This is a genomic window from Ichthyobacterium seriolicida, assembly GCF_002369955.1.
GTDB classification, from domain to species: Bacteria; Bacteroidota; Bacteroidia; order Flavobacteriales; family Ichthyobacteriaceae; genus Ichthyobacterium; species Ichthyobacterium seriolicida.
The window spans coordinates 1,817,137-1,835,180 of the sequence record NZ_AP014564.1 but is presented as its reverse complement, the minus strand read 5'-3'; the positions used below and the strand labels follow the sequence as shown (position 1 = coordinate 1,835,180).

The 18,044-nt window shown below is 31.3% G+C and carries 14 protein-coding genes and 1 pseudogene; 5 read left to right on the top strand and 10 right to left on the bottom strand.

Annotated features, from left to right (window positions below; genetic code table 11):
* Positions 1–73: 73 nt before the first annotated feature.
* The 3 genes and pseudogenes from JBKA6_RS07040 to JBKA6_RS07665 all read left to right on the top strand — a co-directional run.
* Entirely contained in the window at positions 74–2,209 is a 2,136-nt protein-coding gene (locus tag JBKA6_RS07040) for a BspA family leucine-rich repeat surface protein (RefSeq protein ID WP_231952082.1), read from the top strand.
* Positions 2,210–2,499: 290 nt separating this feature from the next.
* Positions 2,500–4,755, top strand: a complete 2,256-nt coding sequence (locus JBKA6_RS07035; RefSeq protein WP_231952081.1) for a BspA family leucine-rich repeat surface protein — start codon at positions 2,500–2,502, stop codon at positions 4,753–4,755.
* A gap of 9 nt (positions 4,756–4,764) precedes the next feature.
* Positions 4,765–4,839: pseudogene (locus JBKA6_RS07665) on the top strand (IS1595-like element ISIse1 family transposase); the annotation flags it as partial.
* Positions 4,840–5,137: 298 nt separating this feature from the next.
* Here the strand turns inward: JBKA6_RS07665 and recF are convergent.
* Positions 5,138–6,214 carry a DNA replication/repair protein RecF gene (gene recF, locus JBKA6_RS07030; protein WP_096687183.1) on the bottom strand — a complete coding sequence of 359 codons (1,077 nt, stop codon included), beginning with the start codon at positions 6,212–6,214 and terminating at the stop codon, positions 5,138–5,140.
* Positions 6,215–6,570: 356 nt separating this feature from the next.
* On the opposite strand from recF, the gene JBKA6_RS07025 reads away from it, so the two are divergent.
* Both JBKA6_RS07025 and JBKA6_RS07020 read left to right on the top strand, forming a co-directional pair.
* The gene (locus tag JBKA6_RS07025) at positions 6,571–7,239 is read left to right on the top strand and encodes a PASTA domain-containing protein (RefSeq protein ID WP_172843118.1); all 669 of its coding nucleotides are present in this window, start codon (positions 6,571–6,573) and stop codon (positions 7,237–7,239) included.
* Between the two features lie 55 nt (positions 7,240–7,294).
* Positions 7,295–8,287: an RluA family pseudouridine synthase gene (locus tag JBKA6_RS07020; RefSeq protein ID WP_096687179.1), complete on the top strand. Its 993-nt coding sequence runs from the start codon at positions 7,295–7,297 to the stop codon at positions 8,285–8,287.
* Between the two features lie 39 nt (positions 8,288–8,326).
* Here JBKA6_RS07020 and JBKA6_RS07015 read toward each other — a convergent pair whose 3' ends face one another.
* The 9 genes from JBKA6_RS07015 to JBKA6_RS06980 all read right to left on the bottom strand — a co-directional run bounded on the left by JBKA6_RS07015 (position 8,327) and on the right by JBKA6_RS06980 (position 17,954).
* Positions 8,327–9,607, bottom strand: a complete 1,281-nt coding sequence (locus tag JBKA6_RS07015) for a UDP-N-acetylmuramoyl-tripeptide--D-alanyl-D-alanine ligase (protein WP_096687177.1) — start codon at positions 9,605–9,607, stop codon at positions 8,327–8,329.
* A 47-nt stretch (positions 9,608–9,654) separates the two neighbouring features.
* Complete coding sequence (locus JBKA6_RS07010; RefSeq protein WP_096687175.1) at positions 9,655–10,089, bottom strand: Rieske (2Fe-2S) protein; 435 nt, start codon at positions 10,087–10,089, stop codon at positions 9,655–9,657.
* Between the two features lie 6 nt (positions 10,090–10,095).
* Positions 10,096–10,236, bottom strand: coding sequence for a hypothetical protein (locus JBKA6_RS07660; RefSeq protein WP_157776997.1), 141 nt, complete (start codon positions 10,234–10,236; stop codon positions 10,096–10,098).
* 18 nt (positions 10,237–10,254) lie between these two features.
* The gene (gene feoB, locus JBKA6_RS07005) at positions 10,255–12,336 is read right to left on the bottom strand and encodes a ferrous iron transport protein B (protein WP_096687173.1); all 2,082 of its coding nucleotides are present in this window, start codon (positions 12,334–12,336) and stop codon (positions 10,255–10,257) included.
* Positions 12,337–12,349: 13 nt separating this feature from the next.
* A complete protein-coding gene (locus tag JBKA6_RS07000) occupies positions 12,350–12,571 on the bottom strand; it encodes a FeoA family protein (protein WP_157776996.1) in 222 nt (73 codons plus the stop codon).
* Between the two features lie 177 nt (positions 12,572–12,748).
* Complete coding sequence (gene rfbA / locus JBKA6_RS06995; RefSeq protein WP_096687169.1) at positions 12,749–13,621, bottom strand: glucose-1-phosphate thymidylyltransferase RfbA; 873 nt, start codon at positions 13,619–13,621, stop codon at positions 12,749–12,751.
* A complete protein-coding gene (gene yihA, locus JBKA6_RS06990; protein WP_096687165.1) occupies positions 13,618–14,214 on the bottom strand; it encodes a ribosome biogenesis GTP-binding protein YihA/YsxC in 597 nt (198 codons plus the stop codon). The genes rfbA and yihA overlap by 4 nt, the downstream gene beginning before the upstream one ends.
* Complete coding sequence (locus tag JBKA6_RS06985; RefSeq protein ID WP_172843117.1) at positions 14,211–14,993, bottom strand: alpha/beta fold hydrolase; 783 nt, start codon at positions 14,991–14,993, stop codon at positions 14,211–14,213. The genes yihA and JBKA6_RS06985 overlap by 4 nt, the downstream gene beginning before the upstream one ends.
* Before the next feature lie 51 nt (positions 14,994–15,044).
* The gene (locus tag JBKA6_RS06980) at positions 15,045–17,954 is read right to left on the bottom strand and encodes a SusC/RagA family TonB-linked outer membrane protein (protein WP_096687163.1); all 2,910 of its coding nucleotides are present in this window, start codon (positions 17,952–17,954) and stop codon (positions 15,045–15,047) included.
* Positions 17,955–18,044: the final 90 nt, after the last annotated feature.

Below are 18,044 nucleotides of genomic sequence, written 5' to 3'. Positions count from 1 at the left end.
TGGACTAGTTATGATTACCAAGACATTTTATTTTTCTCATAAAAGGAGTATTTTTTATTTTGTGTTTTTGTCAGTGTTTATTTTGTCCTGCATAAAGAGTAATAAGGTTAAAGACAATGATGAGGTTAAAAACAATGATAGTGGAGAATGCTCTATTAGTAGTTTTATATTAGAGAAGTCTAAGAATGAGGGGAAAATTTTTGCAAATAGAAATGGTGTTATCGATGAAAAGGTCACTCCTCCTACTATAACACTACACCTATCTGAATCTGCAACTTTAAGTGGTTTGAAACCTACAATAGTTCATTCTGGTGTTAGTTTTTCTCCTAATGAAAAAAAGGGGATTACCTTTAATGTAAATTCTGCAACGGAGTATACAGTAATCGCTAAAAATGGAGAAAAAAAAATATACAAGGTTATAATTATTAAAGATTTAAAATCATCTAAGTTAATATCCTTTAAGTTTAAAGCAGAAGGGGACAATCTAAATACTGGGAAAATAGTTAAAGAATTAGGTGGTGATATTAGCACTACTGATTCGGATAATCATACAATAACTATTAATGTCCCTCATGATGCAGTACTTACTAATTTAACGCCTCATATAGAATTACATAAGGGAGCTAGTATTAGTCCTGAAGCTACTATAGCGCAAGATTTTAGTAGTCAAAAAACTTATACAGTTACTGCTCAGGATGGAACTATTGTTACTTACAATGTAACTGTAATTCAAAATGCTGTTCCTCAGATACAAAGTTTCACATTTACTAACACCGATAAAAACCTTGGAAATAATATAGTTGTTGAAGTTAATCATAGTGAAGGAGAAATAATTGTTAAAGTCGCTCATAATGCTATATTAGAAGGATTAACACCAACTGTTACAGCCGACAATAATAACCTTGATGGAACGGAAGTATATAGTGGGGATACTGGAAATTTTTCTATTACTGCTGTTAGTTTTATAAATTCTCATACTAATCCTGTAAAATATACTGCAGTAGGTCCTGCTGGGGGGAGAAAAGTGTATAACGTAAAGGTTTATAAGGAGCCAAGAATAAGTGAGTTAAAGTTTAGTAAAGATCAAAATACGGGGGCTAATTTTCCTTCTGGCATAGAAGAATATATTGGCACTGTTGATGAAGTAAATAATACTATAACTGTCACAGTTGCTGGAGCGGTTAACATAAGTTCTTTAAACGCTATTATTTCTGGTGATAACATTAATCTTTCAACCACTTATCCTCTAAATTTTACTGGATCTACTTCTCCTTATTCTCAAACTATCACGGTTAAAAATCAATATTTAGAGTCTTATTTTAAAAATTATACTGTGACAGTGACCCTGTCAAAAGATTTTGTATCAAAATGGAAAATTGGGAGGAGTAAGCAATTAGGATTACCCATAGATTATGATGGCAAGTATGATTTTATTGTAGATTGGGGGGATGGCAAATCCGAAAGAATTACTTCTTGGACTGTAAAGAATCATACATATGATAAAGAAGGTGAGTATACTGTGACAATCACAGGACAAATTGAAGGGTTTCACTTTGGAATAACAGGAACTGATAGTAGCCAAATAATAAGTATTTCATCTTGGGGGAATTTAAAATTTGGCAATGATAAAGGAGGATATTTTGAATATTGTTCTCAGTTGAAATCTCTACCTTTAGAGGCTCCAAATTTAGAGGGAATTACTAATATGTCTCGTATGTTTTCAGGTGCTACATCTTTCAACGGTGATATAAGTAATTGGGATGTTTCCAAAGTTACTAATATGTCTGAGATGTTTTCATATGCTACATCTTTCAACAGTGATATAAGTAATTGGGATGTTTCCAAGGTTACTAACATGTCTGGTATGTTTTTAAGTGCTACATCTTTTAATCAAGATTTAATAAGTTGGGATACTTTTAATGTTACTAACATGGAATCGATGTTTAAAGAAGCTACATCTTTTAATGGATATTTAAATAATTTTCAGGTTTATAATGTTACAAATATGAGTAGTATGTTTGATGGAGCCACGTCTTTCAATAAAAGTTTAAGCAACTGGGAAGTAAGTAATGTTACTGAGATGACCAATATGTTTAAAGGCGCTATAAAATTTAATCAGAATATTAGCCAATGGCAAATACATAGCAGTAATAAAATGACTGATATGTTTAGTGGAGCTACATCAATGACAGAAAGCTATAAGCCATAATAAAAATAAGGTTCAAGGATTTCTGAGGCAAAATTCAGGTCTATTTTTAGATAAATAGTCCAAAGGTTGAGGAGTAAAAATACTGAGAAAAACAATGTTTTTAACCTCAAAAATTTGTATAACTATGAATTATGAATAATCTGGGTTAAAAAGTATTTTGCTACTATGTCAGTATATTTAAAAGAAAAAGTGTTAACTTAGTGTTTCAAAATTTTAATGGACTAGTTATGATTACCAAGACATTTTATTTTTCTCATAAAAGGAGTATTTTTTATTTCGTGTTTTTGTCAGTGTTTATTTTGTCCTGCATAAAGAGTAATAAGGTTAAAGACAATGATGAGGTTAAAAACAATGATAGTGGAGAATGCTCTATTAGTAGTTTTATATTAGAGAAGTCTAAGAATGAGGGGAAAATTTTTGCAAATAGAAATGGTGTTATCGATGAAAAGGTCACTCCTCCTACTATAACACTACACCTATCTGAATCTGCAACTTTAAGTGGTTTGAAACCTACAATAGTTCATTCTGGTGTTAGTTTTTCTCCTAATGAAAAAAAGGGGATTACCTTTAATGTAAATTCTGCAACGGAGTATACAGTAATCGCTAAAAATGGAGAAAAAAAAATATACAAGGTTATAATTATTAAAGATTTAAAATCATCTAAGTTAATATCCTTTAAGTTTAAAGCAGAAGGGAACAATCTAAATACTGGGAAAATTGTTAAAGAATTAGGTGGTGTTATTAGCACTACTGATTCGGATAATCATACAATAACTATTAATGTCCCTCATGATGCAGTACTTACTAATTTAACGCCTCATATAGAATTACATAAGGGAGCTAGTATTAGTCCTGAAGCTACTATAGCGCAAGATTTTAGTAGTCAAAAAACTTATACAGTTACTGCTCAAGATGGAACTATTGCTACTTACAATGTAAGAGTAATTAAAAACTCTGAACCTAGGATAAAAACTTTTAGTTTTGATACCAACAATTCTAACAATGTAAATAAAAACCTTGGAAATAATATAGTTGTTGAAGTTAATCATAGTGAAGGAGAAATAATTGTTAAAGTCGCTCATAATGCTATATTAGAAGGATTAACACCAACTGTTACAGCCGACAATGATAATCTTGATGGAACGGAAGTATATAGTGGGGATACTGGTACTACTCAAGCTAACACTTCTTCTGATGATTTCAGTAATTCTCATATAACTCATGTAAAATATACTGCAGTAGGTCTTGCTGGGGGGAGAAAGGTGTATAACGTAAAGGTTTATAAGGAGCCAAGAATAACGGAACTAAAGTTTAGTAAAGATCAAAATACGGGGGCTAATTTTCCTTCTAGTATAGAACAATATATTGGCACTGTTGATGAAGAAAAAAAGACTATAACTGTCACAGTTGCTAACCAGGTTAATATAAGTTCTTTAAATGCTTCTATTTCTGGTGATAATGTTACTGCTACTAATCCTATAAATATAACTTTTACCTCTACTAGTGGTGCTTCTACTTATTCTCAAGCAATCACAGTTAAAAATAAATATTTAGAGTCTTATTTTAAAAATTATACTGTGACAGTGACCCGTCTGTCAAAAGATTTTGTATCAAAATGGAAAATTGGGAGGAGTAAGGAATTAGGATTACCCATAGATCATGATGGCAAGTATGATTTTATTGTAGATTGGGGGGATGGCAAATCCGAAAGAATTACTTCTTGGACTGTAAATAATCATACATATGATAAAGAAGGTGAGTATACTGTGACAATCACAGGACAAATTGAAGGGTTTCACTTTGGAATAACAGGAACTGATAGTAGCCAAATAATAAGTATTTCATCTTGGGGGAATTTAAAATTTGGCAATGATAAAGGAGGATATTTTGAATATTGTTCTCAGTTGAAATCTCTACCTTTAGAGGCTCCAAATTTAGAGGGAATTACTAATATGTCTCGTATGTTTTCAGGTGCTACATCTTTCAACGGTGATATAAGTAATTGGGATGTTTCCAAAGTTACTGATATGTCTGAGATGTTTTCAAATGCTGAATCTTTCAACAGTGATATAAGTAATTGGGATGTTTCCAAGGTTACTAACATGTCTGGCATGTTTTCAAGTGCTACATCTTTCAACCGTGATATAAGTAATTGGGATGTTTCCAAAGTTACTGATATGGAATCGATGTTTTCAGGTGCTACATCTTTTAATCAAGATTTAATAAGTTGGAATACTTTTAATGTTACTAACATGTCTCATATGTTTTTAAATGCTACATCTTTTAACGGATATTTAAACAATCTTAATGTTAATAATGTTACTAATATGGAATCGATGTTTGAAGGTGCTACATCTTTCAATAAAGGGTTAAACAGCTGGCATGTAGATGTAGGTAATGTTACAAATATGACCAATATGTTTAAAGGCGCTGTAGAATTCAATCAGTATATTGGCGACTGGCAAATACATACCAGTAATGCAATGACTAATATGTTTGATGGAGCCACGTCAATGAAAGAAGACAATAAGCCAAAAAAAAATTAAGGTTCAAGAATTTCTGAGGCAGAATTCAGGTCTATTTTAAGGTTATTTTGCATGGATATTCAAATAACAAAGGTTAGTAGGGTGCCCGCATTATTCATGGATATATTTGAATATTGTGGGGATAAAGCCCAAAAGAGTAAGGAATAAAAACACTGAGTAAAACAATGTTTTTAACCTGAAAAATTTGTATAACTATGAATAGTTAGGGTTAACGCACCTTTTTTTTTGTTATTGAAACCGTTTTAGCTCTCTAGGATTATGATTTTTTCTTCAGAGAAAAGGGATAACCAATGTTTTTAAAAAAAACTGGGAGTAAATAAACCTGATCTTAAGGTTTTTGTTTTAGATATTATATAGATTTAAAATTACAGCCTCAAGACGATTACATCTCAAACATATAATATTCCTTATCTATTTTTTTTACTATTTCCTCTGTTCTCTGGTAATGAGTATCTGAAATAAATATCTGTCCAAAATTATCTCGTTTTATGAGATTTATAATTCTCTCTATTCTAACTTGATCTAATTTGTCAAAGATATCATCTATCAATAAGATAGGTTTGATATTACGTGTTTTTTCGAGGAAGTATAACTCAGCGATTTTTAAAGCTATGAGAAAAGATTTTTGCTGACCCTGAGATGCATTTTTTTTAACTGGGAATTCTCTTATGCTAAAGAGCCAATCGTCTTTATGTATTCCAGTCGAGGTGCTTTGTGTCTCCATGTCCCTGCCAATAGACTCTGAAAATAAAATATCAGCTGTTTTATGATTCAGTTGACTTTGATATTCTATTTCCACTTTCTCGTCACATCCAGAAATATTTTCGTATATCTCTTTAAATAAAGGAAGAAAATCCTCTAAAAAAGACTTTCTTCTAATGTGTATTTCAAAAGATAGATCGGATAATTGATCGTTGTATATCTCTAAATTATCCCTATTAAAAACATTATTACTGGCAAAATGTTTGAGCAAATAATTTCTTTGAATAAGTATCTTTTTGTATCTGACGAGTTTATCTATATAATTTTTATCTAATTGACAGATTATACTATCTATGAATTTTCTCCTCATCTCGCTTTTTTCTATAATATCTCTATCTGTGGCAGATATTATGACTATAGGGATTTTGCCTATGTGTTGGTATAATTTTGTGTATTTTTTCCCATTTCTTTTAACTATTTTCTTATTGCCACGTTGAAAACCACAAAGTATAATATCTGTATCTTCTGAGTTTTTATATTTTCCTTCTATAGAAAAAAAATCTTCTCCGTGTAATATATTTTGAACATCGATATTGTTGAAATAACTCTTACAACACGAGAGATAATAAATAGCATCTAAAATATTAGTTTTCCCCACTCCATTATTGCCTACAAAGCAGTTTATATTCGGAGATAATTTGAAATTTTTATTAGCTAAATTTTTGAAGTTTGAGATGCTTATCTGTGATAGAAACATGTAACACTTAAATATTTTGTTTTGACCCGCCAAAGTATTAAAAAATATCAATGTTAAACCTGGTTAACATATGAGCTAGTTTAACTATTCCCTTTGATATCATAAATTAAATTGAGATATATTTTAACTAAATATTAATCGAACTCAAAGTTTATATAAGAGGTATGATCGTTCCAAATAATTATTATTATTTTCTACTGTCTACAAGTAAACGTTAATTTTGCTCAGATTTAGTAAGAGCACTTTATATGTCATTTTTAAGATATTTTAAAAGCAAATATTTCCTCATTACCACAGGGATTATTTTCACAACTACAATAACATTGGTTTTTATATTGTCTATTGTATTGAAATGGATGACATTACACAATGAGCATATTACAGTTCCTGATTTAATAACTATGAAAATAGACGATGTGGAAAAAAAATTATCTAGCGAATCGCTCAAATACGAAATCATAGATTCTATACATTACAATGACAAACTAGAAAAAAATAGTGTGGTAGATCAATTACCTTTGGCTGGAGAATTAGTAAAAGTCAATAGAGTAATATATTTAACTATTAATTCTTCTAGCTATTATAAAGACACTATTCCAGATGTATTTCAAAAGTCTAAAAGGCAAGTCATACCACTTTTAGAATCAAAAGGCTTTAAAATTCGAAATTTAAAATACGTGCCCGATTTAGGAAAGGATATTCTATTGGAAATACGTCACGAAAATAAAATAGTTGAAAAGCATGAACTTCTAAGAGTAGGGGCAGAGTTAGATTTAGTCTTTGGATCTGGATTGAGCAACAAAAAGGTTTCACTTCCAAATGTGATGGGCTTAACATTAAATAAGGCAAAAAAAGTATTAAAAAGGAAATCACTTACTTTGGGAAGTGTAGTTTACGATGGGGAGATAGTAGATACTTTAAATGCTATTATATACAATCAATTCCCAAAATTTAAGGAAAATACCAGTATGTATATTGGAGAGAGCCTTGACGTCTGGCTATTAGAGGTGGGTATGGAAGAGTGAGACAAAGAGATAGGACTAATTCTTAGATTAATTTCAACTGTATTTTTTGTAAAAAATGATTGATAAATATGAATTTAAAGTAGATGAAGATCAGCACCCTTTAAGGGTGGATAAATACCTCATGGGTGTATTGAAAGAGGTATCTAGTCGAAATAAAATTCAGAGTTTAATCGAATTAGGAAATATTAAGGTTAATGATGTAGTTGTAAAATCTAATTACAAGGTAAAGTCTAATGATATGGTTAAAGTAACCATATGCTCTAATCCTTATGAAACTGAAGTTATACCTGAAAATATTCCTCTTAATATAGTTTATGAAGATCAGTGTATAATAGTTGTGGATAAAGAGCCAGGGATGGTTGTACATCCTGGCAATGGCAACTACAATAAAACTCTAATTAACGCTTTGTTATTTCATTTTGATAAGTTGCCTGTAGCCCAAAAAGATAATCACAGACCTGGATTAGTACACAGAATAGATAAAAACACAAGTGGTCTTTTGGTAATTGCCAAAGATGAATCCTCTATGGCGCATCTTACAAAACAATTTTATGAGAGGACCACAGAACGAATGTATATAGCCTTAGTTTGGGGAGATATAGAACAAGATAGTGGACGTATCACAGGCAATATAGGTCGTGATTTGAAAAACAGAAAGATCATGAGAGTATTCCCCGAGGGAGATATGGGAAAAAAAGCTATTACCAACTATAAAGTCATAGAGCGTTTTGGATATACAACTCTTATAGAATGTAAATTAGAAACTGGTAGAACTCATCAGATCAGGGTTCATCTAAAACATATAGGACATCCAATATTTAACGATGATACCTACGGAGGAGATAAAATCTTAAAAGGAACTACATACAGTAAATATGAGCAATTTATTAGGAATTGTTTTAAAACGATGAATAGGCATGCTCTGCATGCAAAAACACTGGGATTTGAACATCCTAATAACAGACATTTTATAAGATTTAATTCTCTTATACCGCCTGATTTTGATGCCTTGTTAAAAAAATGGAGAAACTATTCTAATCGAGAATAGAAAGCCAGATTATCTAATAGTTTAGAGATTTATATTATCCTAGAATATATGGATTAGTTCTTCTAATTTCATGGATCTAGATCCCTTTATGAATATTTTTTTGTTTGAGAAATAATCATTTTTTAAATCGCTTTTTAGATTTTCTATATCTCTGTATTTATAAATATTAGGCTTTGTAATATTTGTCTTAAAGAATTGATCACCTAATAGATAAGTTTTGTGAAAATTTCGCTGTTCAATGAGAAAAACCAATTTTTGGTGTTCTTCTTCTGAAAAGGATCCCAATTCTGCCATATCTCCTAATATTAAAACCACATCACTTTGATTTGATAAACTGCTCAAAGCTATTTCCATACTCGAAGGATTTGCATTGTATGCGTCCAAAATTATTTCTAGATCCTCTTTTTTTAAAACTTGTGAACGATTATTTGTAGGGAAATACTTTTGTATTCCATCTTTTATCTGCTCAAAACTCAATCCAAAATGCTCTCCTATAGCTATGGCTGCAGATATATTATAAAAATTATAGCTGCCTATTAGATTAGACTTTATAATCTTACCCAAATAATTGACACTTACAAAGGGATCGATGTTTTCGAGATTTATATCTGTATTCGAATCAGGTCCAAAAGGTATGATATCGATAATTCCTTTTTTAGATAATATTGTATTTTGTGTTTCATCTGCAGTGTTTACAAAAACTTTTGCGCTGTTGTTTTTTAAAAAGTTATAAAGTTCAGATTTTCCCTCTATAACCCCTTCCAAATTACCAAATCCCTCCAGATGAGCTCTTCCAAAATTTGTTATATATCCATAATTGGGCTTTGATATTTTACATAAAAAGTCTATTTCACCTTTATGATTGGCACCCATTTCTATTATGGCCATTTCCGTATCAGTTTGTATAGATAAAATAGTGAGAGGTACTCCTATGTGATTATTTAAATTTCCTTTTGTACAGTGAGTTTTATATTTTTCCAATAGAACAGAATTCACCAATTCTTTGGTAGTAGTCTTTCCATTGCTTCCAGTTATGGCTATAAATGGTATCTGGAATTTATCTCTGTGATAAACGGCTAACTCTTGTATCATTTTAAGAGTATCGGGAACGTATATTACATTTTCTAAATCAGAATATTTTTTGTCATCTACAAAAACTAGTTTAGCTCCTTTACTCAACGCTTTCTTTGCAAAGGCATTTCCATCGAAATTTTCTCCTTTTAAAGCTACAAATACACTGTTGTCTTCTATAGATCTGGTATCTGTACTTATTCTTAGATTTTGTTTGTAAATAATCTTATAAATCTCTGAAATATCCATATGATTATCAGCTAAAAAAAGATGAATTCTATAATATTTATATTATTTCAGTTGTAAATATGCAGTGTCTGATATTGAGAATTATAACTAACCTCATATTTCTTCAATCCCACTGTTGGATTTCCAGTTAAGGGTTCTCCTGTCAGGAGCCAAAAAGTGCTGTTATCACAATCACATTTTGCTATAAAAGAGTCTTGGTTTATAATCATTTTACTGCATCGTTTAGGGTATATATGAGGGCAACTCTGTTCATAAGCGAAAAACACATCTTTAGAAGATCTATAAATTATTATACCCTTTATTCCTGCATCTATGGTTTTTATTCCGCCTATGATTTGTAGATCTATATTGGAAGGATTGTTTAACCATAGGGTCTCATCTACTGAGACATGAGGCAAGATGTATTCTTGATCTCTAATACATCCTAATCCGACTAGTGCACACAAGATTATTTTAACAATTGATATATATCTATATCCCATAGATAATTATTTCTTTTTTTCATTTACACAACCACATCCTTTTTCACTATTACAGCAACTATTACTGCCAATAGTTTTTTTTATGTGTTTAAACATAAAATATGCAGAATACAAAAACAAAATGGCTATGATTATTTTTTCTATCATTTTTTTTGTTTTTTATCCTTAAAACAGAAGGAATATATTATAAGTAATCCAAGCAGATATATAAGCGTATATCGTCATAAAAATTACCTGAAAAATAGCCCACTTCCAACTATTTGTTTCTTTTCTTACTACAGCTACAGTACTCATGCACTGCATAGAGAAAGCATAAAAAATAAGTAAGGAAGCACATACAGCATTAGAAAATATGGGCTTATTAGTTTTTGGATTTTTTTCTTTTTTAAGGCGTTGCCTTATGGCTAAATCACTATCTTCCGTATCTCCTATACTGTATATTGTAGTAAGTGTGCCTACGAAAACCTCCCTGGCACTAAAAGAAGTTATAATGGCAATGCCTATTTTCCAATCGTAACCTAATGGGGAAATTATAGGTTCTATAAATTTTCCCATCTTGCCTATATAAGAGTTTTCTAGTTTATACGACTCTATTTCTCGAGATAGTTCTTCCTCACTTAGATTCTGATCTTTTACTTGTTGGGCGACTATCTCATGGGCATTATCGCTGTAACCATATGAGCCTAAAACCCATAACAGTATAGATATAGAAAAGATAATTTTCCCTGAACGAACTACAAATGATTTAGTTTTTTCTACCACAGTATAGAATATATTTGATATTTGAGGTATCTTATAACTAGGCATCTCTATCAAAAAGAGACTAGTGACTTTGGATCTTACAAACTTATCTAAAATTAAGGCAGCTATCAAAGCTGTGAAAAAGCCTACTAAATACATGGCCATAAGAACTAATCCTTGTAAATTGAATCCAAAAAAAAATTTATCTGGAACAGCTAATCCTATTAATATTGCATAGACAGGCAGTCTTGCAGAACAAGTCATAAAGGGCACGATCATTATTGTCAATAACCTCTCCTTTTGAGTTTCTATATTTCGGGTAGCCATAATAGCGGGAATCGAACAAGCTACACCAGATATCATAGGGACTACACTTTTGCCATTGAGATTGAACTTTCTCATAAATTTATCTAACAAGAATACGACCCTAGACATATAACCAGTTTGTTCTAATACAGAAATAAAGAAAAATAATATAGCTATCTGCGGTATAAAAATAATAACACCTGAGATTCCCGGTATGATTCCCTCTGTAATTAGATTTGACAAACTATTTTCAGGCAGAATGGATTTGAGAGTTTCAGATACATTAGAAAAAAGACTATCTATCATATCCATGGGATACGAAGCCCAAGAAAATATACATTGAAAAATAAATATTAGCAGAGTAAAGAAAATTATATATCCGTAAAATTTATGAGTGAAAGAGGCATCAATCTTATCTGTGAGATTATATTCACTTTTAGATGTGTTTACAGTTTTTTTTATTATATCGTTTATACGTTGATATCGTTTTATGGATTCTCTTATACTAAACTTAAATCTCTTGTGTTTTTCTAAAACACCACTTATATCTGATCTTATATCCATTGGAATATTCTCAGATATCAAGTTTTGTTGTACACAGTACAACCACATAAAATAATGCGTTTTATCCTTAAAATAAGGTTTTAAATCTTCTATAAATTCAGGGTTTTCTTTTTCAGAGTCAAATACGGGTTCCTTAGACTTGACAAAAATATTTTGTGCTATATAATCTTTTATGTCATCTATGCCATTACCCTTTGAGGCATTTATAGGTATAATATCTGTATTTAGCTCCTTTTTTAATTTTTCTATATCTACCTTTAAGCCTTTGCTTTTGGCTATATCTAACATATTTAGAACCATCAAAACTGGTCTTCCTATATCTAATATTTGAGAGAATATATATAGATTTCTCTTTATGCTAGAGGCATCTACAACCACGATGAATAGATCTATATCCTCTGATAGGAATAATATCTCTTTTAAAACTATAACCTCATCGAGCGATGAAGGTTCTAGAGTATATGTTCCAGGGAGATCTGCTATCGTTACATCTGTGCCATTTTTTAGGGTAAAATGTCCATATTTTTTTTCAACCGTACTGCCAGGATAGTTTACTACTTGTTGATTTAGCCCTGTAAGCTTGTTGAATAGACTAGTTTTTCCTGTATTAGGATTACCTATAAGCGAAATCTTCATGGACTTAAAAGAATTATTTAAGTAAAATTTTTCTGGCTTCTTCTCTTCTAATAGCCACGTCGCAGTCTAGTAATTTTAAGCACAACAAATCTCCGAATGGAGACATGCATTTTAGGCATACTTCCCCATCTGGAATACATCCCATATTTAACAATCTTATAGGGATATCGCCATCGATATAGCCCATTATGATCGCTATTTCTCCAATTTTCATATCTAAAACTGATCTGTGCATTTTTTCTAAAGGCATTTCAGCAAAAATAAATATTATAATTTTAATTTAGTCTTAATCTATACTTTTTTAAAACTAAATGAGCTTTTTCTTAACTTTTCTCATCAATTAAGAAGCTTAACGTTTCATTTTTTTGAAAATTAAAAGACTTATCAGTCAATAAGTTCTTGAACTTTTTCTTTATCTCTTTTCTTTTATAAGGTTTAACAAATAGTTTCCATATCCGCTTTTGAGCAGAGGAATAGCGATTTTTTCTATCTGTTTTTCATCTATAAATCCCATTCTATAAGCGACCTCTTCTATAGAGCCTATCTTTAATCCCTGTCTCTCTTCTATTACTTGAACGTATTGTCCAGCATGCATAAGTGAAGAAAAAGTCCCAGTATCTAGCCATGTGGTTCCTCGACTTAAAACTTCTACTTTTAATTCCTTTCTGTTGAGATATTCATTGTTTACATCGGTAATCTCATACTCCCCTCTAGCACTAGGCTTTAAACTTTTGGCTATATCTATAACCTTGTTATCGTAAAAATATAATCCCGGTATAGCATAATTAGTTTTAGGATTTGTAGGTTTTTCTTCTATAGATTTAACATTAAAATCCTTGTCAAAGTCTACCACGCCATATCTCTCTGGATCATTTACATAATAAGCGAATACGGTGGCTCCACTCATATCTTTTTTGATACTCTTTAGTATATCCTCCATTTTTCCACCGTGGAATATATTATCTCCTAATATTAGGGCTACATTATCATGGCCTATAAATTTTTCACCTATTACAAAGGCCTGAGCCAAACCATTAGGAATATCTTGTATAGAATAAGAGAAATCACACCCTATATTTTTTCCATCTCCCAATTGTTTCTTTATAAGAGGCAGATCATGAGGTGTAGAAATAATTAAAATTTCCCTTATTCCTGCTGACATCAATGTAGATATAGGATAATATATCATTGGTTTGTCGTATACGGGCATCAGTTGTTTTGTGACCGACACAGTAAGAGGATACAATCTAGTACCTGAACCGCCAGCTAATACTATTCCTTTCATAGTTTTTTATTGATTTCTCGTATGTATTCTATTATTTCATCACGTCCTATTCCAGAGGAAGAAGAACTCTTGAATATATTTGGAAGGAATTCCCAAGTTTTTAACATCTCATTCTTAAAATTTGATATGTTATTCTCTAGTGCAGAATTACTTATCTTATCTGCCTTAGTAAATATAATGTCAAATGGAATTCTGTTTACTCCGAGCCATTCGATGAATTCCAAATCTATTTTTTGTGGAGAATGCCTGCAATCTATCAGTACAAAGAGAGTTATCAACTCCCCTCTTTTAGAGATGTAATCTGTAATAATCCTCTTGAATTCATTCTTTTTAGACTTAGACACTTGTGCGTAACCATACCCTGGCAAGTCTACTAAAAACCAACTGCCATCAATTTTAAAGTAATTTATAAGCTGTGTTTTGCCAGGTTTATTAGACGTTTTAGCTAATCCCTTTCTTCTGACTAACATATTTATCAATGAAGACTTGCCCACATTAGAGCGCCCTATAAAAGCATATTCGGGAATATTATCACTTGGACATTGCTCAACATTTGTGCTGCTCGTTACGAATTCTGCATTTATAGAGTTCATAGTTGTTCACATTTATGAAATATCTTTTCACTCAGCCATTTTCCCAAAATATCGTTAAATAATTCAGGGTGTTCCATCATTGGAGCGTGTCCACATTTATCTAATAAATAAAGATCAGAATTTGGAAGTAAAGTGTGAAATTCCTCAGCGACATTAAGGGGAGTGACAATGTCATTTTCGCCCCATATAATACAAGTGGGAGCCTTTATATTAGGTAATTCATCAGATATATTATGTCTCATAGCGCTCTTAGATATAGCTATTGTACTGATGACTTTTTTTCTGTCTTGTGAAATATCAAAAATTCTGCTTGTGAGCTCTTCGGTAGCTATATCAGGATTGTAAAACACTTCTCTAGTTTTTTTCTTAACGTAATCATAACTTTTTCTGTGTGGAAAAGAATTAGTCATACGCTTTTCATAAAGTCCAGAACTAGATACTAACACCAGAGCTTTAACATTATCTGGACATATTACAGAGTAAAGTAAGGCGATGTGGCCTCCTAGAGAATTGCCTAGCAAAACTACCTCATCCAATGCTTTGAAAGCTATAAAGTCTCTTATGAAGTTAGCTAGAAACTTAACTCCTATTTGTAAAATAGAGGTTGAATACAGAGGCAAGACAGGCATCAATACCTTGTAACCTGTTTTACCTAGAAAAGAAATAGTCGAATCAAAATTGCTTAAATCTCCCATCAATCCGTGGAGGATAATTATAGGTTCACCTTCTCCGAACTCTAAATATTCGAATTTATCTTCTCTTTTTATTTCCCTTTTCATTTTTATAATCAAATTTTAAAAATGGATAGTAAAAGTTTATTTTCCTATATCCTAAAACCTCATGTTTAACCCCATAGAAATAATCATAGATTGCGCAAGGGGATCGATTGAAATAGATTCACGATCGTAGCTTTTGTAATTTGTAAGGGTGGGTATATTAAGAGCAGATAGATAAATTCTAAAGTGAGACATTCCTATTTTTTCTAGAACAATATCAGACAGAGAATATCCTAAGACTAACTCTTTGAGGTGTAAATGGTCAGAACTCTCTAAAAACCTAGTAGAAGGATTACTGCCGTTGTCAATTCCATAGATTAGTTTTGGGGTATTGCTATTATCTCCTTTCTTTTGCCATCTTTTTAGCATTTCAGAAGACTGATTGTGTAATCCCTTTGAAAATCCTGACTCATGTATTTCCCTGTGTTTACTGTATCTCTTGCCTCCCACTGTTGCTTGGAAAGCAAAAGACAAATCAAAGCCAATATATTTGATGGTGTTATTCAACCATATAAAGGCGCTTGGAAATAAGCTTCCAAAAATTCTTTTTTCTGCCTCTTGATAATTTTCTGTTTTTGTCTTGTCTAACTCTCCATTATTTTTGAGAGTGTTTTTGTAGTACATAGCCTTTCCGTTATTTGGATTAACTCCAGCATATTCCTTCAAATAAAAAGAGTTGATAGCACTTCCTTGTCTTAAAATATTATTGTCGATTACAATATCTGCCCCCCCTCCTAAACTCCTAATTTTATTGATATTTACAGATATACTAAAATTAGTATTCCACAAAAAAGACAAATCTTCTAGTACTATACTTTTAGTGTTTAAACTAAATTCTATTCCCTGATTGCTAATGCCTATATCTTTGAATTTATCATATTGAGAGTTTAAAAAAACACCATTTGTGATTTTCTTATACAGATCTAAGCTACCTGTTAATCTATCTTCATAAAGAGAGTAATCTAATCCTATGTTGTATTCCTGTGTTTTTTCTAATTGTAAGTTAAAGACGAGGAGCTCTTTAAAAACCGATATTGGGGATTTATCTTCATCGTGATAACTAGAGAACAATTTGGTAAATGCATTTTCATAGGGAGAATTTCCAATTATTCCCCAACTAGTTCGCAATTTTAGATTAGATACAACAGAAGACATAGGCTCCATGAATTTTTCTCTAGAAATTATCCATCCAGATGATACCGAAAAAAAGGTGTTATGGTTATAACCGTTATCTAAATAAGAATCGCTATCTCCAGTTAGGCTCATCTTAATGAAATATTTATCACTTAGTATATAGTTCAGTCTTATGAAATAGGACAAATACGAAGAGTTAACAGAATATTTCAGTGCGTCGAATACATTTTTATTATCTGAGATGTTTATATCATCTTTTTTAGCCAAAACTTCTTTACTATTTTCAAGGGAACTGTCTATGTTATTCCTTCTAAAGGAAGTTCCAAACATTAGTTTTATCTTACCCACTACAGGAATTTCCTGTTTTATAGTAATGTAATTATTAGCACTATAACTAAATCTATTGTATTTATGTAAATATTTACTCATAAATGCACCATCTATGGAGTTGTATAAGTTGTATCCCAATTCTGATCTAAGGGTTAATTCAGGAAAAATAAAATAGTTTACAAACGTTTTCCCATATAGATTATAAGAGGTATTTCTATTATTAGGAATTTTGTCTTCTAATAAGAATTTGTTTTTCATATAAGTATTCTTATTAATTTCTCCATTTGTAAGATAGGATGGCGAAACGGGTATTTCCTTTAAAATATCTAGGGATTTGTTTAGATTCTTGTCAGCGCTTAAATAGTCGTAATTGTTATTGAAAGCATTTGATATGATTCCGAAATTAATTTTCTCATTTAGGTTGTATTTCATATTGAAAGAGAAAGTATACTTGGATAATTTATCGCCTACCAAGATGCCTTTTTTGTCATTGTATCCCAGAGACACATAACTCTTAAAAACTTCATTTCCCCCATAAAAAGAAAAATTAGCATCTCTTGTATACCCCATTTGAAAAGCTAAATCTTGCCAGTTGTTATCTATATTTTTCCATTGTCTATCCCCTTGATATAAACTCAAACTGTCGTTCATTATTTTTTCTGCTCCTAACTCGGAATACCCAGCATTTTTTAGTGATTCTAACAGTAGCTCTTTGTACTTAGGGCCATTCAAAAGATTTAATTTTCTAGTGGGAATAGATAACCCTTTATACAGACTGAGGGAAAATTTATTCTTATCACTTCCTCTTTTGGTATTTAAAATGACAACACCATTTGAACCTTTAACCCCATAAATAGCTTTTGAAGAAGCATCCTTTAACACTGTGATAGATTCTATATCATTTTGATTGATAAAGCTAAGAGGATCTACATTGTAATAAGTTGGCATCTCTATTCCATCTATCACATACATTGGTCTTAGAATATTTCTTGTAACAGAAGATAAACCTCTTACAGTTATATTTATATCGGAATCTACTATTTCGTTTTGTTGATTTACTAAGGCTCCTGGTATTTTCCCCATCAGTAGGTTCCCTAATGGGATGGGATATATTTCTTTAAGAGGCATTTTATCGATGGCATCAGATATGAATATTTCATCTTGTGTCCCATAACCTACATCTATTATTTTATCTCTGTCTACCTTATTTATTTCTAGATAAATATCTATTTCCTCTTTGCCTACTACCTTTTTTCTAACAGTTTGTAATCCTAGAAAACTGAATTTTAATACATCTCCAATATGTGCTTCTATGGAGTATTCCCCATCAAAATTTGTAGATGTGTTTTTATCTGTCCCTTCTATAGATATTTCTACCCCTGGTAATGGCAGTTCATCCTCTTTTGAAAGAACCGTTCCCGATAAACTGAACTGAGCAAAACAAAGATTTACGTGTAATGAGAGAAAAACTAATATCGTTTTACCTAAATCAATTCTCATTTTGATGATTTGTAAGATTAAAGTCGCACTTGCAAAAATACCTCTTTGTTCCGACACAACTCAAAACAGCACGAAAATACTTAAACTAAA